Origin of the sequence: Rhodoblastus acidophilus, from assembly GCF_900187365.1 — a bacterium.
Lineage (GTDB): Bacteria > Pseudomonadota > Alphaproteobacteria > Rhizobiales > Beijerinckiaceae > Rhodoblastus > Rhodoblastus acidophilus.
In genome coordinates, this window is sequence record NZ_FYDG01000010.1 from 1 (window position 1) to 24237 (window position 24237).

Sequence of the window (24237 nt, forward strand, 5' to 3'; positions counted from 1 at the left end):
TCGCCTTGGTCAAGGTGGTGGTCGACCTCCGCGTTCAGCGCCCGTTCGGCGAGCGCCTTCTTCAGTTCGTCGAGAAGACCATCTTTCGCAAAGGCAGTCTTGGGATCCGCGCCGCCCAGAAGCTGGTCAAGCAGTTGATCGGGAATAAGCGGGGCTTTCCGTCTTGCCATGTGATGCCTCCATTTGCTTCCAAATGGCCATCACACGGAAATTCCGACACTCTCAAACGGCGGCCCCCAAAGCTTCCGATTTGGTCCGCCTGTGGCCGCAAAACCATAGCCGTCCCCGGACGCTTCGCCTATCGTGGCGCAGCTTTGTCGAAGGTGGCCGCCTCTATGAAAAGACATGTTTGCCTGATTGTCCTTTCCAGCCTGTGCGGCGCCCCCGCGATGGCCGGCGACACGTCGCCATTCGGAGAGCTGCTGCCGCCGGAAGCCACCTATCGCCTCCATGCGCCGTTCGAGGCCCGCATCGGCGGCTTCGCCCATGAACCCGGCGGCGCCGAGTCCGGCTCCACCGACGTCAGCGCCGAAATCGTGTTCGGCGACATCATCAAGACGACCAATCCCTGGTGGAGCTTCGTCGCCATGCGCGCCGACATCGGCGGCACCTTCAACACCGCGAACAAGACCAACGGCATCTATTTCGGCCCGCTGTGGACCGTCGCGCTCACCGACCGGATCTTCATCGAAGGCTCGGTGGGCGGCGCCTGGAACGACGGCGTGACCAACGGGGTCCGGCCGCCGCAGCGCGCCGGGGTCGGCTGCCATTGGGGTTTCCACGAATCCGCCTCGCTCGGCTATAACCTGACTGAGCATTGGAGCGTGATGGCGACCGTCGAGCACTATTCCAACCTCAATCTCTGCCACGCCAACCACGGCGTCACCAATTACGGCGCGCGCATCGGCTACAGCTTCTGAGGCTTTTTCGCGCCCCGCCCTTTGACGCGCGGGCGCTCTGCGCTTATAGGCGTGCGGGACAATAACCGGCGGTTTCGGATCCGCCCGCCCCTCACGCAGAAAGCAATAACAATGCGCGTTTATTACGATAGCGATGCCGATCTCAATCTGATCAAGGGCAAGAAGGTGGCCGTGGTCGGCTATGGCTCGCAGGGCCACGCCCATGTGCTGAACCTGCGCGATTCCGGCGTCAAGGAGATCGCCGTCGCTCTGCGCGCCGGCTCCGCCACCGCCAAGAAGGCCGAAGGCGAAGGCGTGAAGGTGATGACCGTCGCCGAAGCCGCCAAATGGGCCGACGTGCTGATGATGCTCACCCCGGACGAACTGCAGGGCGACATCTACAAGAAAGACATCGCCGACAACATCCGCCCCGGCTCCGCGCTGCTGTTCGCCCACGGCCTCAACGTGCATTTCGGCCTGATCGAGGCGCGCAAGGACATCGACGTGGTGATGGTCGCCCCCAAGGGCCCCGGCCACACCGTGCGCGGCGAATATCTCAAGGGTGGCGGCGTGCCCTGCCTGATCGCCGTCGATCAGGACGCGTCCGGCAACGCCCATGACATCGGCCTGTCCTACGCCTCCGCCATCGGCGGCGGCCGCTCCGGCATCATCGAAACCACGTTCCGCGAGGAATGTGAAACCGACCTGTTCGGCGAGCAGGCCGTGCTGTGCGGCGGCCTGGTCGAGCTGATCCGCGCCGGCTTCGAGACGCTGGTGGAAGCCGGCTACGCCCCGGAAATGGCCTATTTCGAGTGCCTGCACGAAGTGAAGCTGATCGTGGACCTGATCTACGAGGGCGGCATCGCCAACATGAACTACTCGATCTCGAACACCGCCGAATGGGGCGAGTATGTCACGGGGCCGCGCGTCATCACCGCCGAGACCAAGGCGGAGATGAAGCGCGTCCTCAACGACATCCAGACCGGCAAGTTCACCTCGGAATGGATGCAGGAATACAAGGCCGGCGCCGCCCGCTTCAAGGGCATCCGCCGCGTCAACGATTCGCACCAGATCGAGGAAGTCGGCGCCAAGCTCCGCGGCATGATGCCCTGGATCGGCAAGAACAAGCTGGTCGACAAGACCAAGAACTGATGTTTCAGGCGCGCCCGGTCTCTTCGGGCGCGCCGCCCTGCCTTTACGCATATCATGAATGACAGCGACAGCGGCGCGCCCCTCGTCGGGCCGGCCAGGACGAAGCAGATCGTCTCGCGCCTGATGGCGCTGCGGCCCAGGCCGAAACAGGCGATCGAGCTGTTCGCCGCCGACGCGCAATGGAGCCTGAACGGCGATCCCGCCAAATGGGCTTTCGCCGGCCATCGCGCCAACCGCGATTCGATCCTGGCCTTCCTCCAGGCTTTCACCGTCGAATTTGAACAGCTCGACCTGCGCGTGCTCTCCCTCGTGATCGACGACGATCAGGCCTGCGTCCAATATGAGCTGCGCGTGCGTCATCGCGGCACACGCCGCGAGGATGTGATCCCCGGCCTGTGTTTCGTTCGCCTGCAGGGCGAACGGATCGCCGAAGTCAACGAGTTGATCGACAGCGAGCGACTGTTCAGCCTGCGCGAAAGCCGCTGCTGAACGATCGGATGTCCTGAAAGCGGACTTGACGAGCGTTTTCAGGGACCGAATCTCTCCCGACGCGCGTCGCGCAACCCCCATATTTTTCAACATGCTGGCCAAGACGCAGCGCATTGAGCGCCGCGTTACGGTCAAGTTTGCGGTTAATCCGTTGTACTATTTTCCCAATTTGGCAGGTAATTGGCGCTAGAGCGTTTTCACGCCAAGCGGACGCCGCTTGGCGTGAATACAATGCGCCCCAACAATCACTTGGAGCCTGTCGGGCGGTCGAACGCCGCCCAACAGGGGCTGGACGCCGCCGTGATTTTGGCGATCGACCGCCAGCGCCACACCAAGGATTCCGCTGAGCGACGGCGCGCGAAGGAATGGAAATGGACTATTTTTGGATGGGCCGCGACGATTACATGGCGATATGCCGCGATATCTACGCTCAACGCGCGCGCGGCGATCTCGAGACCGGACTCGCCCTGTTTCACGAAAACGCCACTTACCGGCTGCTGGGCTCGCGCGCGATCATTCCCGCCGCCGGCCTGCGCGTCGGCAAGCAGGAAATCCGCGAAGCCTGGAAGGCGTTCGACGTGGATTTCGAGATCGTCGCGTTCGAAGTGGACGATTTCGCCGCCGACGTCCCGCGCATCTCCTACATGTCCTGGCACATGACGCTTCGCAATCGCGGCACCGGCGCGCTGGCGGACATCGAAGGCGTCGACAGCATCAAATGGGAAGATCGCAAGATCGTCGAATGGACGCGCTACTTCGACACGGCGCTGGTCGCCGCGCTCGGCCAATCGGACGGCCATAGCGAGCCGTAACGGCTCGCCCCGGGGCCGCTACCCGCCGTTTTTCGACTGGGCGGGCGCCTCGGGCCGCTGCTCGGCCGTCGGTTGCTTCGGCTCGGTCAGGCCATTGGCGATCTTGCCTAGAATCTTCGGCAGATCATCCGGTTCGGGATTGAGATCGCGCGCGTGATTCCACTGGAAATGCGCGTCGAGCTGGCGCCCGACCTGCCAATAGGCGTCGCCCAGATGGTCGTTGATGGTCGGGTCGCCCGGCTTGAGTTCGATCGCCCGTTCCAGGAACTTGACGGCCTCGTCGTAATGGCCGAGCCGGTAGTGCGCCCAGCCCAGCGAATCCACGATATAGCCGTCTTCCGGCTGCAACTCGACCGCGCGGCGCAGCATCTTGAACGCCTCGTCGAGATGGACGCCCTGGTCCACCCAGGAATAGCCGAGATAATTGAGAACCAGCGGCTGCTCGGGATAAAGGTCGAGCGCTTTCTTGAAATCGGGCTCGGCCTTGTTCCAGACCTTGGCGCGCTCATAGGAGATGCCGCGGAAATAATACAGCACCCACTGGCCCTTTTCGCCGGCCGGGCTGGCGGCCAGCACGCGGCCATAGGCGTCGGCGGCTTCCAGATATCTCTTCTTGCTGCGCAGAAGATCGGCCAGCGCCGACAGAGCATCGGGATTGTCGGGATGGGCGTCGCTGAGCTTGCGCAGCCGGTCGAGCGCCTCGTCCGTCTTGCCGACGGCGTCGAGCAGCATGGCGATGCGAATGTCGGCGCTGGTCCGCATCGGGCTGGCGTCAGGCGTCTCGTTATAGACGTCGATGGCGATCCCATATTGCTTCATGCGGCTATAGGCTTCGCCCAGCGTGTCGAGCGCCAGCTCGTGGTCCGGTTCAAGCGCCAGCGCCAGCCGCAGGAAAACCGTGGCGGCGATTTCGTCGCCCTGCCGGCCGCCGGACGAACCGAGACCATAGGCGCCGAGGCCATACAGAACTTCGGCGGCGCCGCCGCCGACGCTCTTGACCAGCGGTTCAAGCTTGCGGCCGGCGTCGAGGTCGCGCAGCGCCGCCTGCGCCAGCGGCTGGCGCGGCTGCAGCTTGGCATAGGCCTGATAGGCCGCCTTGGCCTCGTCGTTACGGCCCTGGCGGGAAAGATTGCGGGCGTAGGCGTCGACCAGCCGCAGCGTGTTCTGATCGGTGGCGTAGGCCGCGGCGAGCCGCTTGCCGGCCTCCTCGGTGCGTCCGGCGGCCTCCAGCATCAGTCCGGCGTGGAAGTCGCGGAACACCGCCAGATTGGACTCGGTCAGGCTGTCGACCAGCGCCAAAGCGCGCTTGACGTCGCCGGCGCCGACATAGGTCCAGGCGGTGAGCAGCACGGCGGTGAGGTCGCGCTGCCGCAGATTGCCGCTGCCGTCGAGGTTTTTCCGCGCGCCGGCGAAATTGCGGGCCTTGATGTCGCGCACGGCCAGGGCCAGCCGCGCCGTGCCGTTCCGGGCGTCGCGCGCCACCAGCTTCTGCGCCAGCGCGAAACATTCGCTCGTGTCGCCATTCAGCAAGGTGGCGACGAAGGCGCGCTCGATCAGTTCGATATTGCCGGGATCGGCGCGCAGGATTTCACGCGCGAAGGTCGAGGCCGCCAGCGAATCGTGCTCGGCCTCGGCGACGCGCGCGGCGAGATAATTGCCGGCCGGACTGTCGCTGACCTCGAACGGGTCCGACAGGGCGACGGCTTCGCGCGCTTGCGTCAGGGCGGGCAGGAAAACGAGTGTGGCGGCCAGCAGGGCGAGCCTGCGGCCACGCGAGGGCGCGAAAAGGTTTGTCTTGGGCACGAAAGAACTTTCTGGCGGCTTGGCGCACGCGACGGCGCGCCATCGCGGGTGGGAACAATCGCACTGCAAGATGGCGTTTTTGCGCCGCCAACACAAGGGTTGAGGCTAGCTCATTTCAATGTCGAGCCCGAGATCGAGCACCGGGGCCGAATGGGTGAGCGCGCCGACCGAGATCAAATCGACGCCGCTTTCGGCGATCGCTTTGACGCTGTCGAGCGCGACGCCGCCCGAGGCCTCGGCCAGCATGCGCCCGCCGATCATCGCCACGGCCGCGCGCAATTGCTCGGGCGACATATTGTCGAGCAGCACCACATCGGCGCCCTCGGCCAACACCTCGCGCAACTGGTCGAGCGTATCGACTTCGATCTCGATCTTGACCAGATGCCCGGCGAAGCCTTTCGCCGCACGCAAGGCGGGGATCACGCCGCCGGCCACCGCGATATGATTGTCCTTGATCAGCACGGCGTCGTCGAGACCGAAGCGATGATTCATGCCGCCGCCGCAGCGCACGGCGTATTTCTCGAAGGCGCGCAGGCCCGGCGTCGTCTTGCGGGTGCAGCAGATCTTCGCCTTGGTGTGGGCGACGGCCTGAGCGTAATGCGAGGTCAGCGTGGCGACGCCGCACATCCGCCCCAGAAAATTCAGCGCGACGCGCTCGGCCGACAAAATGCCGCGCGCGGACCCTTCGATGCGCGCGACGATGGCGCCGGGAGAAAAACGGTCGCCATCGGCGGCCAGCGCTTCGAAACAAAGCGAGGGATCGACCAGTTCAAACGCCTTTTTCGCCAGCTCCAGCCCGGCCAGCGCGCCGGGCTTCTTGCGCGCCGCGATCACGGCTTTCGCCCGCGCCTCGGCGGGAATGGTGGCCTGCGAGGTGATGTCGCCGGCGCGGCCGAAATCCTCGTCGAGCGCGGCGCGAACCGCCTGTTCGACCAGCAGGGAATTAAGCACGGGCAAAGGCATTGGACTTCTCGTCGGCGAGGTCGCGCGAAAGAGACAGCGCCTCCTCCAGCGAAATGAAAGAGCGTTGCGCCTGGGCCGGATCGGCCTGGGGGAAATCGGTGCGGAAATGGCCGCCCCGGCTTTCGCGACGGTTGTAGGCGGCGGCGGCGATCAGCAGCGCCGCCTCGGCGCGGTTGCGCAGGTCGAGATTATCGGCGGCCACAGCCTTGTCGCGCAGGGCGAGCAGGCGAATCAGCGCGGCGCGCAGCCCCGAGGCTTCGCGTAAAACACCGACATGGCGCTGCATGATCTGGCGGATTTCGCGCGCCCCGGCGGCGTCGGGCGCAAACGCGGGCGGCGCGGCCGGCGCGGCGCCCGGGTCGGGAATCGACGGCAGGGCGGCGCTCACGTCGGCGGCGGCGCGGGCGGCGTAAACCACCGCTTCCAGCAGGCTGTTGGACGCGAGACGATTGGCGCCGTGCAGACCGGTGGAGCCGCTTTCGCCCGCCGCCCACAGGCCGGGCAGCGAGGTGCGGCCATGCGAATCGGTCCACAGCCCGCCCATGTGATAATGCTCCGCCGGCGCCACCGGGATCGGCTGTTTGGCCGGATCGACGCCCGCTTCCAGACAGGCGGCGGCGACATTGGGGAATTTTTCGGCGAAAGCCGCGCCCACCGCCTGGGTGGCGTCGAGAAAGGCGCCGCGTCCGCCAGCGACTTCGGCGAAAACGCCGCGCGCGACAATGTCGCGCGGCGCCAGCTCCGCATCCTTGTGCAGCGGCGGCATGAAACGCTTTCCGGCGCGATTGACCAGAATGGCGCCCTCCCCGCGCAAAGCCTCGGTGGCGAGCGGCGCGGGATCGCGGCCGATGTCGATGGCGGTCGGATGAAACTGCACGAATTCGGCGTCGGCGATGCGCGCGCCGGCGCGGGCGCCCATGGCGAGCGCAGATCCCGCCGCCTGCGGCGGATTGGTGGTCAAAGCGTAGAGCGCGCCGACGCCGCCGGTGGCGAGAATGGCAGCGCGGGCCATGAAGGCGTGCAGGCGATTGTGCGGGTCGCGCGCGAACACGCCGGCGACGCGGCCCTCGCGCACGATCAGGTCGTCGGCGACATAACCTTCGACGATCTCGATGCTCGGCGCGGCGCGCACGCGGGCGATCAGCGCGGCCATGATCGCCGCGCCGGCGCCGTCGCCCTTCACGCGCACGATGCGCCGCGCGGAATGGGCGGCCTCCTGCGAGGGAACCAGCGCGCCCGCCGCGTCGCGGTCGAACGGCGCCCCGAACGCCAGCAGATCGTCGATGCGGGACCGGGCCTCGCGCGCGACCGACAGCGCCACGTCCTTGTCGACAATGCCGGCGCCGGCGATGGCGGTGTCCCTGGCGTGCAGGTCCGGGCTGTCCGTCGGCAAGACGGCGGCGGCGACGCCGCCTTGCGCCCAGGCGGAGGAGGCGCCCTCCCCCAGCGGCGCGGCGACCAGCAGGGTCACCGGCCGCGGCGCGAGTTTCAGCGCGCAGAACAGGCCCGCAAGCCCGCCGCCAACAATGAGAATGTCAGGCATAACGCCCCCTTCGCCCCACCGGGGCCTATTTCACCGCGATCATGCGCTCGACGGAACGGCGGGCGCGGGCGGCGAGGGTCGGATCAATCACGACTTCGTCGCGCATATGGACAAGGCTGTCGAGAATTTTCGGCAGGGTGATTCGCTTCATGTGCGGGCAAAGATTGCACGGGCGGATGAAATTCACCCCCGGCGTCTCGGCCGCGACATTGTCGGCCATCGAACATTCGGTGACCAGCAGCACTTTTTGCGGCCGGCGCGTCTTCACATAGTCGATCATGGCCGCCGTCGAGCCGGAGAAGTCGCAGACATCGACCACTTCCGGCGGACATTCGGGATGCGCGATCAGTTCGAGGCCCGGCTCGGCCTCGCGATAGGCCAGCAGCTCTTCCGGCGTGAACCGCTCATGCACCTCGCAGGCGCCATGCCAGGCGATAATCTTCACCTTGGTCTGGCGCGCGACATTGGCAGCCAGAAAACGATCGGGAACCATGATGACCGTATCGACCCCGAGGCTCTCGACAATCTTCACGGCGTTGGACGAGGTGCAGCAAATATCCACCTCCGCCTTCACTTCGGCCGAAGTATTGACATAGGCGACCACGGGCACGCCGGGATATTTACGCTTGAGCGCGCGCACGTCTTCCCCGGTGATCGAGGCGGCGAGCGAGCAGCCGGCCTCGCGGTCGGGGATCAGCACGGTCTTGTCCGGGCTGAGAATCTTCGACGTTTCGGCCATGAAATGCACGCCGCCCTGCACGATCACGTCGGCTTCGGACTGCTCGGCGACGCGGGCGAGTTGCAGCGAATCGCCGACCACGTCGGCGACGCAATTGTAGATTTCCGGCGTCTGATAGTTGTGCGCCAGGATCACCGCATTGCGCTGTTTCTTCAGCTCGTTGATCGCCTTCACATAAGGCGCGTGAAACGGCCATTCGATCGGCGGAATGATCGCCTTGACCTTTTCATAGAGGTGGGCGGTCTCGCGGGCGACCTCCGGCGTCCACGCGAGATCGGGCAGCGCGACAGGCGGGAATCGCGTGCGCTCCTGATGTTCGCGGCGATGAGCGGGCGAACCCGAGGTTGCGGCTTTGGCGGAAGTGGCCTGCATCACGCTTACCCCCCTTATGCTCATTTTGAGCATAATACGAACCCAAAAAAGCGCCGTCTCACCGGCGGTCATACAAACTACATATACTCAGTCTGAGCATAATGCAAGCGCGGCGGCGCCTTCCCCTGGGGCGGCCAAGCGGCGCGCACGGCGCGCCCTTCGCAACGCCCCGCCTCGGGCGAAAAACGCCCGAGGCGATTGACGCCCGCACAGCGTCAGGCGGGCTGCGTCTCCTGAGCCGGCGGCTCTTGAACCGGGGTATCCTGCGAGGGGGCCTCCTGAATTTGAGCGTCCTGAACCGGCGCCGCCAGAACCGGCGCGGGCGCGGCGGAGGCGCTCAACAGTTTTTGCAGCACGTCGGGATGCCGCAGCAGGCTGTAATGGCCGTAAAGCGGCGCGCAGGTTTCGGCCGCGCCCGACAGGCGGGCCGATTCGGGCGGGGAGATGAATTCGTCGCGGCCGGACCAGAAGGCGTGCGCCGGAACGGGCGGCTCCTGCGCGTTCAGCGCCGCCAGCCACGGCGACGCCGGCTCCATCTGGCGGCCGTTGGGGCCGGGCGCGAATTTGGCCAGTCGCGCGCCATGATGCGGCGTGGCCAGCGTGATCAGGCCGGCGACGCCGGCGCCGCCATGGCGCGCCAGCCAGGCGCGCGCCACCAGGCCGCCCATGCTGTGCCCAACCAGCAGGATTTCCGCCGCCCCCGTCTGCTCCCGCACGCGAGCGATGTGCTGGTCCAACTGCCGCGCCAGCAGGTCGATGTCGGCGAACGGCCAGGCGAAGGTCACGGCGGCGACCTGACGGCCCGCCTCCTCCAGATCGCGCTTCAGATCGAACCACAGCGCGCGATTGCAGGCGTAGCCGGGCACGAGCACGATCGGAAGGTCGCCCTTGCCCGGCGCCAGCGGCTTGTCCTCGCTCATCCAGAACGATTCGAACGGCATCAGCACGACGAAGGCGCGCCAGAACTCGAACACTTCGCGCGCGCTGGCCAGCCAGCGGCGCTCGAACGGCGCGACATTGAGAAAGCCGCGCGCGCTCAGGCCAAGCGCGCCAAGGGGAACGGCGGTCTGCAGGCCCAGCAGGACGCCGATCAGGACGAGAAGCCCGGCGTCGAAGCCGAACAAAAGCTTGGCCAAATGACCGAGGATCGCCGCAACGATCAGGGTCGCGACAAGAGCGACCCGCAAAAGAATGGTCAGCATCAGATATCTCCACGCCGCCCGCATTTTGATCGGCGTCATTGTTTTTCCCTGCGGCGACCGAATTATGAACGCGAGGAAAGCGCAATGACAAAGATCAACAATAATCCGGAGGGCGCATAGTGGAGCCTATCTGGCAGGACCGCTACCCCCCCGGGGTGGATTCCGAAATCGACGTTCGCGCCTTTCCCTCACTGCGACATATGTTCGAGGACAGCGTCGCCCGCTTTCCCGACCAGACCGCCTTCATCAGCATGGGCGCGTCGCTGACTTACGCCCAATTGCGCGATCTCGCGTGGAATTTCGGCTCCTACCTGCAGAATGTCGTCAAACTGCCGCGCGGCGCTCGGGTGGCGCTGATGGCGCCCAATCTGCTGTCCTATCCGGTGGCGCTGCTGGGCGCGCTGTCGGCCGGCTATGTGGTGGTCAACTGCAACCCGCTGTACACGCCGTGCGAGCTGGAGCGCCAATTGAACGATGCGGGCGCCGAGGCGCTGGTCGTATTGGAAAATTTCGCCGCGACGGCGGCGGCGGTCGCGCCCCGCACGTCCTTGCGCGTCATTGTGGTGGCGCGGATGGGCGACCTGCTGGGCTTCGCCCGGGGCGCCCTGACCAATTTCGTCGTGCGGCGCGTCAAGCGGCTGGTTCCCGCCTGGAACATTCCCGGCGCGGTCCCGTTCGCGCAGGCCCTGAAGCTGGGAGCGCGCGAAAACTTGCGCCCGCCGGCGCTCGGTCCCGACGATCTCGCCTTCCTGCAATATACCGGCGGCACCACCGGCACGCCCAAGGGCGCCGAACTGACGCACGGAAGCGTAGTCGCCAATGTGCAGCAGGGCTTCGCTTGGTGCCGGCCGTTTGTCGAGGATGGGCGCGAAACCATCGTCACCCCCCTGCCCCTCTACCATATCTTCGCCCTGACAGTGAGCTGCCTGCTGTTCATGCGGTTCGGCGCGGCCAATCTGCTGATCGTCAACCCGCGCGACATCAAAGGGCTGGTGCGCGAGCTGGCGCGCCATAAGTTCACGGCCATTTCCGGCGTCAACACGCTGTTCAACGCGCTGCTCGCCAATGAGGCGTTCCGCCGGCTCGACTTCAGCCGGATGAAGCTCTCGGTCTCCGGCGGCATGTCGCTGCACCAGTCGGTGGCGGAGCGATGGCGGGCGCTGACCGGTCGCACGCTGATCGAGGGCTACGGGCTGACCGAATGTTCGCCCGCCGCGCTGATCAATCCGCTCGACCTTGAAGGCTTCAACGGCGCCGCCGGCCTGCCCATGCCGCGAACCGAGATTACCATTCGCGACGAATCCGGCGCCGAGGTCGCGCTCGGCCAACAGGGCGAATTGTGCATCCGCGGCCCGCAATTGATGCGCGGCTATTTTAGGCGCCCCGAGGAGACCGCGGAAGCTTTCACCCCCGACGGGTTTCTGCGCACCGGCGACATCGTGACCTGCGACGCGCAAGGATTTGTGCGCGTGGTCGACCGCAAGAAGGACATGATCCTGGTGTCCGGCTTCAACGTCTATCCCGGCGAGGTCGAGGACATTGTCGCGCTGCATCACGGCGTGCAGGAAGTCGGCGCGGTCGGCGTGTTCGACGACCGCACGGGCGAGGCGGTCAAGATCGTCGTGGTGCGGCGCGACGAGAGGCTGGTCGCCGACGAACTGGTGGCGCATTGCCGCAAATATTTGGTCGGCTACAAGATTCCGCGCCATATCGAATTCCGCCGCGACCTGCCAAAAACCAATGTCGGCAAGATCCTGCGCCGCGCCTTGCGATAAAAGCGGCTTCAGATCAGATAAAGATCGGCGCCGCGCGCGAAAGGCGCCAGCGCCGCGCTGGTGACGCAGAGGCCGCCGGTCAAGGCGCCGAAGGCCGGCAGGACCAGATGATCCGGCCCGACCACGAAACAGGATCGGCGCTGCTTTCCGGCGCGTGTCGCCACGCGCGCGCAGGGGTGGAGATGCCCGAAGATCTGGGCGCCCGCCTCGCCATCCGGTTCGTGGCGCAGGCGAATGTTTTCGACGCGCCATTCTTCATGCGCGTGTCCGTTGAGCGCGAGCGCCAGCGGACGGTCGTGGTTGCCGAGCACGAAAACGGGTTCGGCGCGGCGCGACAGGATTTCGATCATGCGCGGCAGGAAATCCGGCGCGGCGGCGAGGCGCGCCGAATGGAAGGCGTCGCCAAGCAGCACGATTTTTTTCGCGCCCGTCGCCTGCGTTTCCGCGTCGAGCTTTTCCAGCGTGGCCTCGGCCTCGTAGGGCGGCAGAAACTGGCCGGCGGCGGAAAAATGCAGCGCCTTGCCGAGATGGAGGTCGGCGACGACCAGCACCGCGCGTTCCCGGAAGAACAGGGCGCCGCTCGGGCGCAATTCCACGATCTGGCCGTGAAAGGCGACGCCTTGCGGCGTCAGCAGCGGCTTGATCCTGTGCGCGATGGGTTTGTTCACCGGGCGTCGCCCGCCAGCAGGTCGTCGCCGAGTTCCTCTAGCGCGAGATCGCGGGCGTCGCCGGGGGCCTTTTCGCGGCCGATCTCCAGCAGCAGCGGCACGGCGAGCGGCGTCGGGCGTTCCCGGCGCACCGAATCGATCTTGCCGGCGAAGCAGACGAGTTTTCCCGCGAGGCGGTCGAGATCGAGCATTTCGCGGGACGCCTCCAGCCGCGCCGCCTGCAACAGGATGTGATCGGGTTCGTAGCGGCGCAGCACGTCGTAGATGAGGTCGGAGGAAATGGTCAACGCCCGCCCCGATTTGGCCTGCCCGAAGGCGCGGCGCTCGACGAGGCCGGCGACCTGGGCGCAATTGCGAAAGGCGCGCTTCATGATGCTGCTCTCGTCGAGCCATTCCTCCAGATCATCGCCGAGCATGTCGGGCGCCAGCAGATCTTCAAGGAAACCGCCGGTTTCGGGAAAAGGCCGGAGCTGCCACGCCAGAACCGCGTAATCGTTGGCGGCGAAGCCGATGGGCGCGAGGCCGGCGCGGGCGAGCCGGCGGGTGAGCAGCACGCCGAGCGTCTGATGCGCCAACCGGCCCGCGAAGGGATAAAGCGCGAGATAATGCCGCTTGGCGTGCGGAAAGATTTCGGCCAGCAGGCGGCCGGGGCGCGGAATCCTGCTGATTTCGGCCTGGGCGGCGAGCCATTCGGCCACCTGCGGCGGAAACGGCAAGGCGCGCGCGCCGGAGATCAGTTCGGCGACGCGGGCGGCCAGCGATTCCGACACCGGCAGACGCCCGCCCATGTAAGACGGAATGATCGTGGAGGCGTTGGCGCGCGCCCGAGAGACAAAAAGCTTTTCCTCGCGCAATTCGCGCACCGCCCAGGCCTCGCCGCCGAAATAGAATGTGTCGCCCGGCGCCATGCCCGCCGCAACCAGCGAATCGATGGTTCCCAGCTCTCTGCCGGCTTTCAGCGCGCGGCCCGCGCCGACCGCCGTCACCACGCGGGCCATCGGATTGTCGGTGATCGTCCCGATGTTCATCCGATGCGCCGCCAGCATTTTGGCGTTGGCGACGCGCAAGACCCCTTTGGCGCCGGCGCGGATTTTCTCGAAACGCTCGTAAGCCTTGAGGGCGTAGCCGCCGTTGCGGGCGAAGGCGAGCACGCGCTCGAAAGTTTCGCGCGACACCCCATGATAGGGCGCGGCGCTGGCGATCTCGGCGAACAGGGCGTCGGCGGTCATGGGCTCGGCCCCGAGGCGGCTGACCACATGTTGCGCCAGCACGTCGAGCGCGCCCGCCCGTTCCGGCGCATCGCCTTCGGCATTGTCCTGAACGCCGGCCGCGACCGCCTCCACCGCCGCGACGCATTCCAGCCATTCGAAGCGGTTGGCCGGCGCCAGCAGCGCCTGCGACGGCTCGTCGAGACGGTGATTGGAGCGGCCAACCCGTTGCGTGAGGCGGCTGGCGCTTTTCGGCGCGCCGACCTGAATGACCAGATCGACATCGCCCCAGTCGAGCCCAAGGTCGAGCGTGGAGGTGGCGACCACCGCGTCCACGGCGCCCTCAGCCATGGCGGCCTCGACGCGCCGCCGATGCGCGCGGTCAAGCGAGCCGTGATGCAGGGCGATACGCAGATTGTCCTCGTTGATGTCCCACAACAGCTGGAACATCATTTCAGCCTGCAGGCGCGTGTTGACGAAGACGATGCTGAGTTTCGCCCCGCGCAGGCGCGCGTAAATGTCGGCCACCGCATAGCGGGCGGAATGGCCCGCCCAGGGCGTGCGGCTCTGGCTTTCCAGAATCTCGAAGCGAGGCGGCGGCGCGCCCTCGGCCCGCACGATTCGCGGCGGGCGCGCGGCGCCGGAGGCGAGCCAGCGCGCCAAGGCGGCGGGTTCCCTAACGGTGGCCGACAGGCCGAAACGCTGGGCGGCCGGCGCGATTTTCGCCAGTTGCGCCAGCCCGAGCGCCAGCAGGTCGCCGCGCTTGGACGGCGCCAGCGCGTGGATTTCGTCGAGGATCAGATAGCGCAAGCCGGCGAACATTTTGGCGCTGTCCGGGCGCGAAAACATCAGCGCGACCTGTTCCGGCGTCGTCAGCAGAATATGCGGCGGTTTTTTCTGCTGGCGGGCGCGGCGGCTCGCCGGCGTGTCGCCGGTTCGCGCCTCGATGCGGAGCTTCAAACCAATCTCGGCGACGGGAAGTTCGAGATTGCGCCGCACATCGACGGCCAGCGCCTTGAGCGGCGAGATGTACAGCGCGAACAGCCCGTCCTCCCCGGCGGCGCCGCGCGAAACATCGCACAGGGCGGGCAGGAAACCGGCGAGGGTTTTGCCGGCGCCGGTCGGCGCGATCACCAGCGCGGACTCGTTTCGCGCCGCCAGATCCAGAACTTCCCGCTGATAGGCGCGCAGCGACCAGCCGCGCCGGTCGAACCAGCGAGACAGGACATCGGGCAATTCGGCGTGCGGCTTGTTCATCACTTGGCGTTCACGGCTTGGCTGAGCATATAAGGCAACGAACCCGGATTCGCGATGCGCCCGCAGGACCTGCTTGTCTTGCGCCCGGATGGGCTGTGCTGCCCGCCGGGCGATTTCCTGATCGACCCGCTGCGGCCCGCCGCGCGGGCCGTGATCACGCACGGCCATTCCGACCACGCCCGCGCCGGCCATGACGAAGTGCTCTGCACCGCGGCCACCGCCGCCATCATGCGCGCGCGGCTGGGCGAAGGCGCCGCCGGGCGGTTTCACACGCTGGACTACGGCGAGACCGTGCGGATCGGCGAGGTCGATGTGACGCTGGCGCCCGCCGGCCATGTGCTCGGTTCGGCGCAAGTGCTGCTGGAATGGCGCGGCCTGCGCATGGTGTTCTCCGGCGATTACAAGCGCGATCCCGATCCGACCTGCGCGCCGTTCGAGCCGATCCGTTGCCATGTCTTCATCACCGAGGCCACTTTCGGCCTGCCGGTGTTCCGCCGCCCCGCCCCCGGCGATGAAATCGACCGGCTGCGCGCCTCGATGGCGCGGGCGCCGCAACGCTGGCATGTGGTCGGCGCCTATGCGTTGGGGAAGGCGCAACGGCTGATCGCCGAATTGCGCGCGGCGGGCGAGGACCGCGCCATTCTGATGCATGGCGCGGCGATGAAGATTTGCGCGCTCTACGAGGAATTCGGCGTGCGGCTTGGCGCGCTCGAACCGGCGCGCGCCGACAGCGCGAAATCCTCGGCGCCGGGACTGGCGCTCTGCCCGCCCTCGGCCTTGCAGGACCGCTGGTCGCAAAAATTTGGCGATCCCGTGCGCGGCATGGCCTCGGGCTGGATGCAGATCAAGGGCCGCGCCCGCCAGCGCGGCGTCGAGCTGCCGTTGATCCTGTCGGACCATGCCGACTGGACCCAACTGCAACAGACCATTCTCGACACCGGCGCGGAGGAAATCTGGATCACCCACGGCCAGGAGGACGCGCTGATGCGCTGGTGCGACTTGCGGGGGCTGGCCGCCCGCCCGCTCAATCTCGCCGGCTATGAGGGCGAGGAGGAGGCGGCGGAATGAAGGCGTTTGCGCGCCTGCTGGAAGACCTGCTGTACCAGCCCGCCCGCAACGGCAAGCTGGCGCTGCTGGTCGATTATCTCGCGGCGACGCCCGATCCTGACCGGGGTTATGCGCTGGCCGCCCTGTGCAGCGATCTCGTGCTGGACGAGGTCAAGCCGGCCCTGCTGCGCGGCTTGATCGAGCAGCGGGCCGATCCGATCCTGTTCCGGCTGTCCTATGATTTCGTCGGCGATCTCTCGGAAACCATCGCGCTGATGTGGGAGGCGGGCGAGGCGGCGGAGGCGCCCGGGCTGGCGCAGGTGGTCGAGACCCTGCGCGCCCTGTCGAAGGCGGAGGCGCGGCGCCTGATCCCGCTGTGGCTCGACGCGCTCGACGGAACCGGACGCTGGGCGCTGTTGAAACTGGTGACGGGCGCCCTGCGCGTCGGCGTCTCCACCGGCCTCGCCAAACAGGCGCTGGCGCAATGGAGCGGGGTGGCGCAGACGGAGATCGAGGAAGTCTGGCACGGCTTTGCGCCGCCCTACCTGCCGCTGTTCGCCTGGCTGTCGGGCGCGGCGGCCCGCCCCTCCGCCAACGACGCCCTGTGCTTTCATTCGCCCATGCTGGCGCAGCCGATCGACGACACGGATTTCGCCAAACTCGCTCCGACCGACTTTTGCGCTGAATGGAAATGGGACGGCGTCCGCGTGCAACTCAAGGGCCGCGCGGACGTGGGTGCGCGGTTGTTTTCGCGTTCGGGCGACGATATTTCCGCCGCTTTCCCGGATCTCGTGGACCCGCTGCTGTTTCACGGCGGTCTCGATGGCGAACTGGTCGCGCTGGAGCCGGGCGAGAGCGGGCTTGAGGCGGTGGCGAGCTTTTCCACCCTGCAACAGCGGCTCAATCGCAAGACGGTTTCGGCGGCCATGATGGCGCGCATCCCCGTCGCCATCGTCGCCTACGACCTGCTGTTCGCCGCCGATTCCAGCGGCGAACACTGGACCGACATCCGCCCCCTGCCCTTTCAGGAGCGCCGCGCCCTACTGGAACAGGCGGTGGCGCGGGCCAACGATCCGCGCCTGCTGCTGTCGCCGCTGCTGGATTATCGGGACTGGGAGTCGCTCGCCGCGCAACGCGCCGTCTCGGCGCAACACCCGAGCGTCGAGGGCGTGATGCTCAAGCGCAAGGCCAGCCCCTATCTCGCCGGGCGGCCCAAGGGCGAGTGGTTCAAGTGGAAGCGCGACGCCCACCTGCTCGATTGCGTGATGATGTACGCCCAGCGCGGACACGGCAAGCGCGCCTCGCTCTATTCCGACTACACGTTCGGCCTGTGGAGCGGCGATATGCTGCTGCCGGTGGGAAAATCCTATTTCGGCTTCACCGACGCCGAACTCGCCCAGCTCGACCGCTTCGTGCGGCAGAACACGACGCAGCGGTTCGGTCCGGTGCGCGAGGTGGTCCACAGCCGCGACGACGGGCTGGTGCTGGAGATCGCATTCGAGGGCGTGCAGGTTTCGGCGCGCCACAAATCCGGCTACGCGATGCGCTTTCCCCGCATCAACCGCATCCGCCGCGACAAGAAGCCGGGCGAGGCGGATCTGCTGGAATCGCTGGCGAAACTGGCGCGTTAGGCCGCGAGTTGCGCGGCTTGCGCGAGATCGTCGAGGAAGGCGCGCCACGCCAGGCGCTTTTCCTGCTCGTCCTGCAGGCGCAACAGATAGGCCGGATGGGTGGTGGTCAGGAGACGGCGGCCCTCGGCCAGTTCGATGAGCTTTCCCCGGCTTTCGCGCACCGGCAGGGTCTCGCCGGTCAGACCGCGCAGCGCCGACGCCCCCATGGCCACGATGATCTTTGGCCGCACCAGTTCGACCTCGCGCCGCAGCCACCAGGAGCAAATGTCGATCTCGCCCGCGCTCGGCTTGGCGTGGATGCGGCGCTTGCCCTTCAGGGTGAATTTGAAATGCTTGACGGCGTTGGTGACATAAATGTCGTCGCGGGCGCAGCCGACGCGACGCAGGGCCTCATCGAAAACCCTGCCGGCCGGGCCGACCAGCGGCGCGCCAGCCAAATCCTCCTGATCGCCCGGCTGCTCCGCCACGATCATCAGCCGCGCGTTCGTGGGGCCGGCGCCGCAAACCGTTTGCGTCGCGTCGCGGTGTAGCGGGCAATTCTCGCAAGCGGCGAGCTGTGCGCGCAAATCGGCGAGATTTTGCGCCTCGGCGGCGTCTGGGGTCGGCGCGGGCGCGCGTTCGACGCGCGGCGCCGTCGGCGGCGCGGCGATCATGGCTTCGGCGCGATTTTGCGCGGCGCGGACCAGACCCGCAATGGCTTGCGCTTCCGGCAGATTGCGCCAGAATTTTTTCGGCAGGTGCGATTGCATCGCCGCGAGATTGAGCCGCGCCGGATTGAAGGTCGCGGCGTAATAGGCGCGCCAGTCCTCATCGCGGGCGTCCTCGGCCGGAACGTCGCCGCGCGTACCGCCCGGCGCGAAGCGAACCTCGCCCTGCTCGTAATGGGCGGCGAGATCCGGCGTGACGATCGACCAGCGCATATTGGCGAAACGGCGCGCAAAGAAATCGACATTGGCGCGCAAGGTGTAATGGCTCGGCTCGCACCAGGCGACAAAACGCGCCTCCTCGCCGTCGCGGATTTCGCGAAAACGCACGAAGGCGCGCATCTTGTGACTGTCGCGCCGCACCTCGCCCTCCAGCCGGCGCAGGACGCAAACATCGGGGTCGGCAGGGTTTTCAAGGAACCGCGCATCGCCGCTGGCGCGCCAGAGGGCGCGATAGACCAGCGCGAAACGCGTGTCCGTCCGATGCAGCAGCGCGGCGGAAAACAGCTTTTCGCCGGGCCATTTTTGGCGCGTGGCTGGCGTGGCGGCGCCGAACAGGTCCGCGCTCGCTCCGACGCTCCAGCTGAGCGTTTCCGGCGCGGCGCCCTCGGCGATCAGGGCGGCGGCGTGTTCGTAAAAAGTCGCGGGGTCGTCGGGGCGCTCCAGCGCAATCATGCGCATGAGAACAGGTCCAGCTGGCGCGGTTCGGGCCGCAATTTCTGCATCAGGCGATCCGAATCGAGCGTCGCGCCCGGCGTCCAGTCGAGCGCGGTGATGAAGGGCAGAATCTTTTTTACGCTGCTGGCGAGGCGGGAAATGTCGTCGAGCCGCAGCGCGCCGTGACGCCGGGCGGCGATCATCCGATCCGCCGCGCGCACGCCGAGTCCGGGCACGCGCAGCAGCATTTCGCGGGGCGCGCGGTTGACGTCAACCGGAAACAAGGCGCGGTTTTTCAACGCCCAGCTCGTCTTGGGATCGAGGTTCAGATCCAGCATGCCGCCGTCGGTGGCCTGCGTCAGCTCCTCGACGTCGAAACCATAGAAGCGCAGCAACCAATCCGCCTGATAGAGCCGATGCTCCCGTTGCAGCGGCGGCGCGCGCAAGGGCAAGGCGGCGGAAGCGTCGGGAATGGGCGAAAACGCCGAATAATAGACGCGGCGCAGCCGGTAGCCGCCATAGAGCACGGCGCTGGTCCGCAGGATTGCGGAATCATCGGCTGAATCGGCGCCGACGATCATTTGCGTGGATTGCCCGGTGGCGAAGCGGCGTTTGCGCGCGCTCTTGTCGGCCGCATGACCGTCGATCTGGCTGCGGATCGACGCCATGCTCCTGCGAATGGTCGAAATCCGCTTTTCCGGCGCCAGCGCCTTCAAACTTTGCTCCTGCGGCAGTTCGATATTGCAGGAGAGCCGGTCCGCCAGTTCGCCGGCGCGGGCGATCAGCGCCGGGTCGGCGTCGGGAATGGTTTTCAGGTGAATATAGCCGCGAAACTGATGGTCTTCGCGCAGCAGCCGCGCCGTCTCGACCAATTGCTCCATGGTGTAGTCGGGCGAGCGGATGATGCCCGACGACAGGAACAAGCCCTCGATGAAATTGCGGCGATAAAAGTCGAGCGTGAGCTGCGCCGCCTCTGCCGGGGTGAACCGCGCCCGCCACACATTGGAGGAGACGCGATTCACGCAGAAGGCGCAATCGTACATGCAATAATTGGTCAGCAGGATCTTCAGCAGCGAAACGCAGCGGCCATCCGGCGTGTAGGAATGGCAAATCCCGGAGCCATTGACCGACCCCACCCCCTTCGCGCCGCGCGAGTCCCGCTTCTGGCCGCCGCTGGAAGCGCAGGACGCGTCATATTTGGCGGCGTCGGCGAGGACCGCCAGCTTTTGCCTGATGTCGAAACCCATTGGGCGATGTTCGCCAAATGTTCATGCCATGTCAAGCAGGCGTCAGTTGGAAGCGGCGACGGTCGCCAACTCCGGATTGATATAGCGCGGGTTCAGGTGAAACAGCGAAACGATCGACGACGAGAACCGGATGAAGGCGCGGCCCGTGGGGGTGATTCGGTAGCCGTCGCCTTCGGGCGTGATATTGCCGCTGCGCACCTGCTCCCGAATGCGCCGCTCCATCGCGCCATATTTGCGCACATAGACGTCGTCGAACACGGTTTCGAGCCGGTCGGCGGTAAACGTCTCCGTCGGACGCTCGTTCATCACGCCGAGCAGGAACACGCTGACGGAACGGTCAAGCGTCACCGGCACCACGATCAGAAACGTCATGTTCAGGCCGATGGCGAGGCTGACGGCGGCGATCTGGTGATGGATCGAAATCCCGCCGCGCCAGCGGTTGAGCCAATGACGTAGCAGAAAGGTCAGAGCGAACTGCACGGCGGCCGCCAGCGCGATCAGTTTCAGGCCGCGAAAGAACAGCACCTCGTCGGAGGAAAACAGGTCGGCCGCGAAAGCCGCGACGAACAGCGCCGGCCCGATCGAGGCCGAGAGCAGGTAGAAGGCCATCGAAGGCAGCAGAGTCCGGTGCGGCGCGCGTGCATGTTCGATGGCGATGGTCATGGCTCAACCTTTTGCGGAGCCTCAAGGATAAACGCCAAGCGTTGAGGATTGTTTACGCGCGGCCTTCAGGCGCCGGCCAACCGGCGGCCGATGGCCCGCCCTTCGCGGATGGCGTAATTGGTGCCGCGATCCTCGGGATAGATTTGCGCCATCGAGCACAGGTGGAATCCGGGGCGCGGTCCGTCCTGCGCGGGGATCAGCCGGCTGTAATGACGCCCGACCACGGGCTGCGACCAGCGCGCGCGCCAGACATGCCGCGCCAGCACCCAAGACCGGTCCAGGTGCGGGAACATGGCCTTAAGATAGGGCATGGCATAGTCGAAGAATTCGTCGTCGCTCATCGTATAAAGACGATCGTCATGCGGCACATATTTCGAGAGATAGACGATATGCCGGCCGTTGTAATTTTCAGGCCCCTCGAAATTGGTGTGCTCGATCACGCCGACAAAGGGAAACGACGCGTCATTGACATTCAGCCAATAGGTCGAAGACAGGGAGCGGTCGAGTTCGAGCACGAGGCACACATTGCCCAGCCAGGCGATGCCGTTCAGTTGCGCGAGATAGTCGGGCTCGGCCCAATCCCGAATCATGCCGGCGACAATCGGCAGCGCCGTGGTGGCGACGACGCGCGCGCCGGTGAACACGCCGTTGGCCGTGATCGCCTCCCAGCCGCCGTCCGGCCCCGGCCGCAGCGCGGAGACGGCGGCGCCGGTCTTGATCTCTCCGCCAAAACTCCTGATTTTGGCGGAGAGCGCGTCAGCCAGAGCGACAAAGCCGCCCTTGAAATAAGCGAGCCGCTCCTCGCCGGCCTTGCCGCGGCTGCCGCCGCGCAGCTTGATCTTGTTCCAGAACCAGACGGCCGACACATCCTCGGCATAGGGGCCAAACTTGCCTTTCAGCAGCGGTTGCCACACCACCTCGAACACTTTGGTGCCGCCGAGTTCGCGCAGCCAATCCGCCGCGCTCCTGTCCTCCAGCGCCTGCCAATTGGCGACCCGCCGCGCCCGCAGCGCGAGCAGGCCCAGCCGGATGCGGTCGATCAGGCCGAGCGGGGTGAACTTCAGCAGGTCGAGCGGCGTCGAAAGTTTGAAGACAGTGTTGGCGTAATAGACCCCGGTATTGGTGGGATTGACCCGCACCTGATCGGACAGCCCGAGTTCGTCGATCAGGCCCATCACCTCGCGGTCATTGGTGAACCAATGATGATAGAATCGGTCGAGACGGGTTCCCCCGACCTTGAAGGCGGCCGCGAGGCCGCCGATCTCCTCGCCCTGTTCGAGAATCGCCACCTTGCGGCCGGCGCGGGCGAGTTCATAGGCCGCGCTCAGCCCCGTAAAACCCGCGCCAATGACCAGCACATCGAAATTACGCGCTTCGCTCATGCGTTTTCCGTTTTGAACAGGTTCCTGACGGGATGCGACAGCAGATGCAGCCCGCCCAGCAATGTCGGCGGCGCCCATAGCAGGATATGGGTGAGAACGGCGAAAGCCGCGCCGGCCGCCATCGTGTTGCCGAGGCGCGCCATGGCTTGCGCGACGAAAAAGTCGAACGTGCCGATGAATCCCGGCGAACTCGGAATGACCGTCGCGAGCGTGCCGACCGGAAGCGCCAGCCAGGCGGCCTGGGGCGCTGCGACCGTGGGAAGCGCAAGCGCGCAGAACCAGAACACCAGCCCCTCAAAGCTCCAGGCGAGAACCGACCAGATCAGCAGGCGGATCATGGTGGCGGGCGCGCTGACATGGACGATTGTTTCGACGCCACGGTGGATCTCGGAGCTGAGGCGTTCGGCCAACCCAGGCAGCACACGCCGCAACACGGCCGTCACAATAAGCGCAATCCGCTCGAACACGGCGGGAAACAACAGAAGACCGGCCAAAGCCGCGGCGCTGAATACCGGAATCATGCTGGTCAGTCGGACCAAACCGCCCCCGCCGAGGAAAGCTAATGCGCCGGCGAGAAACGCCAGAACCACCAGCAAGTCGAACAGGCGCTCGACAAAAAGGGTGGTGACCGCGACGCCCTGCGAAATGCCGAGCTGCTTGCAAAAGCCGAACGAACGCACGAGATCGCCCAACCGAAAAGGCAGAACATTATTGGCGGCGACGCTGGCGAACAGCGGGCCGGCGCAATCGCGCCATCTCAGCGCGGGGTTATGGGCGGTGAGCATGGCGCGCCACCGCGCGACGCGGCAGGCGTAGCCAAGCAGAAAGGCGACCAGCGCCGCAAGCACCGCAGGCGCCCGCGCCTGGCCAAGCGCCGCCGCCACCTCGTCCAGGCGACTCTGGCTGAACGCCAACCAAAGGAAAAGGCCGGTCAGAGCAACGCCGAGCGCGGCTTGCGCCAGCCTCTTCCGGCCGCGCCCCGGCTGGGGGCGTCCTTCAGGGCGGGGGGAAGCCGTAATATTCATCGACGACATAGAGGGGACGACCCTTCGACTCGCTGTAAATGCGGCCGACATATTCGCCGAGAATTCCTACCGAAATGAGTTGCACGCCGCCGAGGAACAGCACGGCGATCATCAGGGCGGTCCAACCCTCCACCCAAATATCGGTGAAAATTCGCAGATAGAGCGCGTAAGCAATGCCTAACACCGCCATGACGGCGCAGGTCATTCCGAGCGACACCGAAAGCTGCAACGGCTTGATCGAAAAAGACAGGATGCCGTCGACCGCAAAGCGCACCATTTTGGCGAGCGGATATTTGGTTTCGCCCGCGAAACGCGGCGCACGTTTGTAAGGCAGCGGCGTCTGCCTGAAGCCGACCCAGCTGACCATGCCGCGAAGAAACCGATCCCGCTCCGGCATGGCGCGCAGCACATCGGCCACCGACTTGCTCATCAGCCGGAAATCGCCGGTGTCGAAGGGGATCGGCACATCCGAAAATTCGTTCAGCAGCCGATAGAAGCCGCGCGCGGTCGCTAGCTTGAACATGGATTCGCCGGGGCGCTCCGTGCGCACGCCGTAGACCACCTCGTAGCCGTCGCGCCATTTGCGAATCATCTCCGGGATGATTTCGGGCGGATCCTGTAAATCGGCGTCGATCAGCACGAGGGCGTCGCCCTTGGCGGCGTTGATGCCGGCGGACACCGCGATCTGGTGCCCGAAATTCCGGGAAAACCCGACAAGGCGAACAGGGATGCCGTCGGAATCGTAGGACTTGACGATTTCGCGCGTGGAATCCGAACTGCCGTCGTCAACAAAGATCAACTCGACGTCGTCCTGAAGCCCCTTGGCGAGCGCGACCAAGCGTCTCAACGTCTCTGCTATGACCTTTGCTTCATTATAGCAGGGAACGACGATCGAAATCGTGGCTTGTGCCGGAGGCGTGCCTTGGTCCATCTGCGCGGGACCTCCAGCCCGCTGTGCCCCGCGCCGCGTTTGAACGGCGCACCGCGCCGAGAGCGGCG

At 66.1% G+C, this 24237-nt stretch carries 20 protein-coding genes and 1 pseudogene; 7 read left to right on the forward strand and 14 right to left on the reverse strand.

Annotated features, from left to right (window positions below; all coding sequences use genetic code 11):
* Nucleotides 1-170 (reverse strand): annotated as a pseudogene (locus CFB24_RS22640) (IS256 family transposase); the annotation flags it as partial.
* A 165-nt stretch (nucleotides 171-335) separates the two neighbouring features.
* Here CFB24_RS22640 and CFB24_RS16090 point away from each other — a divergent pair.
* The 4 genes from CFB24_RS16090 (at nucleotide 336) to CFB24_RS16105 (ending at nucleotide 3352) form a co-directional block, all read left to right on the forward strand.
* A complete protein-coding gene (locus tag CFB24_RS16090; RefSeq protein WP_158255231.1) occupies nucleotides 336-920 on the forward strand; it encodes an acyloxyacyl hydrolase in 585 nt (194 codons plus the stop codon).
* Between the two features lie 111 nt (nucleotides 921-1031).
* A complete protein-coding gene (gene ilvC, locus CFB24_RS16095; protein WP_088521665.1) occupies nucleotides 1032-2051 on the forward strand; it encodes a ketol-acid reductoisomerase in 1020 nt (339 codons plus the stop codon).
* A gap of 54 nt (nucleotides 2052-2105) precedes the next feature.
* Nucleotides 2106-2540 carry a nuclear transport factor 2 family protein gene (locus CFB24_RS16100; protein WP_088521666.1) on the forward strand — a complete coding sequence of 145 codons (435 nt, stop codon included), beginning with the start codon at nucleotides 2106-2108 and terminating at the stop codon, nucleotides 2538-2540.
* A 371-nt stretch (nucleotides 2541-2911) separates the two neighbouring features.
* Nucleotides 2912-3352: a nuclear transport factor 2 family protein gene (locus tag CFB24_RS16105; protein WP_158255230.1), complete on the forward strand. Its 441-nt coding sequence runs from the start codon at nucleotides 2912-2914 to the stop codon at nucleotides 3350-3352.
* 18 nt (nucleotides 3353-3370) lie between these two features.
* Here the strand turns inward: CFB24_RS16105 and CFB24_RS16110 are convergent, their stop codons facing one another.
* The 5 genes from CFB24_RS16110 to CFB24_RS16130 all read right to left on the reverse strand — a co-directional run bounded on the left by CFB24_RS16110 (nucleotide 3371) and on the right by CFB24_RS16130 (nucleotide 9974).
* Nucleotides 3371-5155 (reverse strand): tetratricopeptide repeat protein, encoded by a 1785-nt coding sequence (locus tag CFB24_RS16110; protein ID WP_088521762.1) that lies wholly within the window; start codon nucleotides 5153-5155, stop codon nucleotides 3371-3373.
* Nucleotides 5156-5260: 105 nt separating this feature from the next.
* The gene (gene nadC, locus CFB24_RS16115; RefSeq protein ID WP_088521668.1) at nucleotides 5261-6118 is read right to left on the reverse strand and encodes a carboxylating nicotinate-nucleotide diphosphorylase; all 858 of its coding nucleotides are present in this window, start codon (nucleotides 6116-6118) and stop codon (nucleotides 5261-5263) included.
* Nucleotides 6099-7661 (reverse strand): L-aspartate oxidase, encoded by a 1563-nt coding sequence (locus CFB24_RS16120; protein ID WP_088521669.1) that lies wholly within the window; start codon nucleotides 7659-7661, stop codon nucleotides 6099-6101. The genes nadC and CFB24_RS16120 overlap by 20 nt, the downstream gene beginning before the upstream one ends.
* Before the next feature lie 25 nt (nucleotides 7662-7686).
* Complete coding sequence (nadA, locus tag CFB24_RS16125) at nucleotides 7687-8772, reverse strand: quinolinate synthase NadA (protein WP_088521670.1); 1086 nt, start codon at nucleotides 8770-8772, stop codon at nucleotides 7687-7689.
* Nucleotides 8773-8987: 215 nt separating this feature from the next.
* The gene (locus CFB24_RS16130) at nucleotides 8988-9974 is read right to left on the reverse strand and encodes a lipase family alpha/beta hydrolase (RefSeq protein ID WP_158255229.1); all 987 of its coding nucleotides are present in this window, start codon (nucleotides 9972-9974) and stop codon (nucleotides 8988-8990) included.
* Nucleotides 9975-10093: 119 nt separating this feature from the next.
* Between CFB24_RS16130 and CFB24_RS16135 the strand changes: the two genes are divergently transcribed.
* A complete protein-coding gene (locus CFB24_RS16135; RefSeq protein ID WP_088521672.1) occupies nucleotides 10094-11749 on the forward strand; it encodes an AMP-binding protein in 1656 nt (551 codons plus the stop codon).
* 8 nt (nucleotides 11750-11757) lie between these two features.
* Here CFB24_RS16135 and pdeM read toward each other — a convergent pair whose 3' ends face one another.
* Together pdeM and CFB24_RS16145 are read right to left on the reverse strand one after the other, a co-directional pair.
* The gene (gene pdeM / locus CFB24_RS16140; protein ID WP_088521673.1) at nucleotides 11758-12417 is read right to left on the reverse strand and encodes a ligase-associated DNA damage response endonuclease PdeM; all 660 of its coding nucleotides are present in this window, start codon (nucleotides 12415-12417) and stop codon (nucleotides 11758-11760) included.
* Nucleotides 12414-14882 (reverse strand): ligase-associated DNA damage response DEXH box helicase, encoded by a 2469-nt coding sequence (locus tag CFB24_RS16145; RefSeq protein ID WP_088521674.1) that lies wholly within the window; start codon nucleotides 14880-14882, stop codon nucleotides 12414-12416. Before CFB24_RS16145 ends, pdeM begins: the two co-directional genes overlap by 4 nt.
* Nucleotides 14883-14936: 54 nt before the next feature.
* Between CFB24_RS16145 and CFB24_RS16150 the strand changes: the two genes are divergently transcribed.
* Complete coding sequence (locus tag CFB24_RS16150) at nucleotides 14937-15950, forward strand: ligase-associated DNA damage response exonuclease (protein ID WP_088521675.1); 1014 nt, start codon at nucleotides 14937-14939, stop codon at nucleotides 15948-15950.
* Nucleotides 15947-17560, forward strand: coding sequence for a cisplatin damage response ATP-dependent DNA ligase (locus CFB24_RS16155; RefSeq protein ID WP_088521676.1), 1614 nt, complete (start codon nucleotides 15947-15949; stop codon nucleotides 17558-17560). Before CFB24_RS16150 ends, CFB24_RS16155 begins: the two co-directional genes overlap by 4 nt.
* On the opposite strand, the gene CFB24_RS16160 is transcribed toward CFB24_RS16155, so the two are convergent.
* The 6 genes from CFB24_RS16160 to CFB24_RS16185 form a co-directional block, all read right to left on the reverse strand.
* On the reverse strand, nucleotides 17557-18945 hold the full coding sequence (locus tag CFB24_RS16160) for a UdgX family uracil-DNA binding protein (RefSeq protein ID WP_088521677.1): 1389 nt from the start codon (nucleotides 18943-18945) through the stop codon (nucleotides 17557-17559). The genes CFB24_RS16155 and CFB24_RS16160 overlap by 4 nt on opposite strands.
* On the reverse strand, nucleotides 18936-20168 hold the full coding sequence (locus CFB24_RS16165) for a putative DNA modification/repair radical SAM protein (RefSeq protein WP_088521678.1): 1233 nt from the start codon (nucleotides 20166-20168) through the stop codon (nucleotides 18936-18938). The genes CFB24_RS16160 and CFB24_RS16165 overlap by 10 nt, the downstream gene beginning before the upstream one ends.
* Before the next feature lie 42 nt (nucleotides 20169-20210).
* Nucleotides 20211-20831, reverse strand: a complete 621-nt coding sequence (locus tag CFB24_RS16170; protein WP_088521679.1) for a hypothetical protein — start codon at nucleotides 20829-20831, stop codon at nucleotides 20211-20213.
* A 65-nt stretch (nucleotides 20832-20896) separates the two neighbouring features.
* On the reverse strand, nucleotides 20897-22213 hold the full coding sequence (locus CFB24_RS16175) for an NAD(P)/FAD-dependent oxidoreductase (RefSeq protein ID WP_088521680.1): 1317 nt from the start codon (nucleotides 22211-22213) through the stop codon (nucleotides 20897-20899).
* Nucleotides 22210-23289 (reverse strand): lysylphosphatidylglycerol synthase transmembrane domain-containing protein, encoded by a 1080-nt coding sequence (locus tag CFB24_RS16180; protein ID WP_338066174.1) that lies wholly within the window; start codon nucleotides 23287-23289, stop codon nucleotides 22210-22212. The genes CFB24_RS16175 and CFB24_RS16180 overlap by 4 nt, the downstream gene beginning before the upstream one ends.
* Nucleotides 23210-24169: a glycosyltransferase family 2 protein gene (locus CFB24_RS16185; RefSeq protein WP_088521681.1), complete on the reverse strand. Its 960-nt coding sequence runs from the start codon at nucleotides 24167-24169 to the stop codon at nucleotides 23210-23212. The genes CFB24_RS16180 and CFB24_RS16185 overlap by 80 nt, the downstream gene beginning before the upstream one ends.
* Between the last annotated feature and the right edge of the window lie 68 nt (nucleotides 24170-24237).

Excerpts from the sequence above, each read along its gene's own strand:
- CFB24_RS16090 (WP_158255231.1), top strand. The coding sequence starts at position 336 with ATGAAAAGACATGTTTGCCTGATTGTCCTTTCCAGCCTGTGCGGCGCC.
- ilvC (WP_088521665.1), top strand. The coding sequence starts at position 1,032 with ATGCGCGTTTATTACGATAGCGATGCCGATCTCAATCTGATCAAGGGC.
- CFB24_RS16100 (WP_088521666.1), top strand. The coding sequence starts at position 2,106 with ATGAATGACAGCGACAGCGGCGCGCCCCTCGTCGGGCCGGCCAGGACG.
- CFB24_RS16105 (WP_158255230.1), top strand. The coding sequence starts at position 2,912 with ATGGACTATTTTTGGATGGGCCGCGACGATTACATGGCGATATGCCGC.
- nadC (WP_088521668.1), bottom strand. The coding sequence starts at position 6,118 with ATGCCTTTGCCCGTGCTTAATTCCCTGCTGGTCGAACAGGCGGTTCGC.
- CFB24_RS16120 (WP_088521669.1), bottom strand. The coding sequence starts at position 7,661 with ATGCCTGACATTCTCATTGTTGGCGGCGGGCTTGCGGGCCTGTTCTGC.
- nadA (WP_088521670.1), bottom strand. The coding sequence starts at position 8,772 with ATGCAGGCCACTTCCGCCAAAGCCGCAACCTCGGGTTCGCCCGCTCAT.
- CFB24_RS16130 (WP_158255229.1), bottom strand. The coding sequence starts at position 9,974 with ATGCTGACCATTCTTTTGCGGGTCGCTCTTGTCGCGACCCTGATCGTT.
- CFB24_RS16145 (WP_088521674.1), bottom strand. The coding sequence starts at position 14,882 with ATGAACAAGCCGCACGCCGAATTGCCCGATGTCCTGTCTCGCTGGTTC.
- CFB24_RS16150 (WP_088521675.1), top strand. The coding sequence starts at position 14,937 with ATGCGCCCGCAGGACCTGCTTGTCTTGCGCCCGGATGGGCTGTGCTGC.
- CFB24_RS16155 (WP_088521676.1), top strand. The coding sequence starts at position 15,947 with ATGAAGGCGTTTGCGCGCCTGCTGGAAGACCTGCTGTACCAGCCCGCC.
- CFB24_RS16160 (WP_088521677.1), bottom strand. The coding sequence starts at position 18,945 with ATGCGCATGATTGCGCTGGAGCGCCCCGACGACCCCGCGACTTTTTAC.
- CFB24_RS16165 (WP_088521678.1), bottom strand. The coding sequence starts at position 20,168 with ATGGGTTTCGACATCAGGCAAAAGCTGGCGGTCCTCGCCGACGCCGCC.
- CFB24_RS16170 (WP_088521679.1), bottom strand. The coding sequence starts at position 20,831 with ATGACCATCGCCATCGAACATGCACGCGCGCCGCACCGGACTCTGCTG.
- CFB24_RS16175 (WP_088521680.1), bottom strand. The coding sequence starts at position 22,213 with ATGAGCGAAGCGCGTAATTTCGATGTGCTGGTCATTGGCGCGGGTTTT.
- CFB24_RS16180 (WP_338066174.1), bottom strand. The coding sequence starts at position 23,289 with ATGTCGGCCGCATTTACAGCGAGTCGAAGGGTCGTCCCCTCTATGTCG.
- CFB24_RS16185 (WP_088521681.1), bottom strand. The coding sequence starts at position 24,169 with ATGGACCAAGGCACGCCTCCGGCACAAGCCACGATTTCGATCGTCGTT.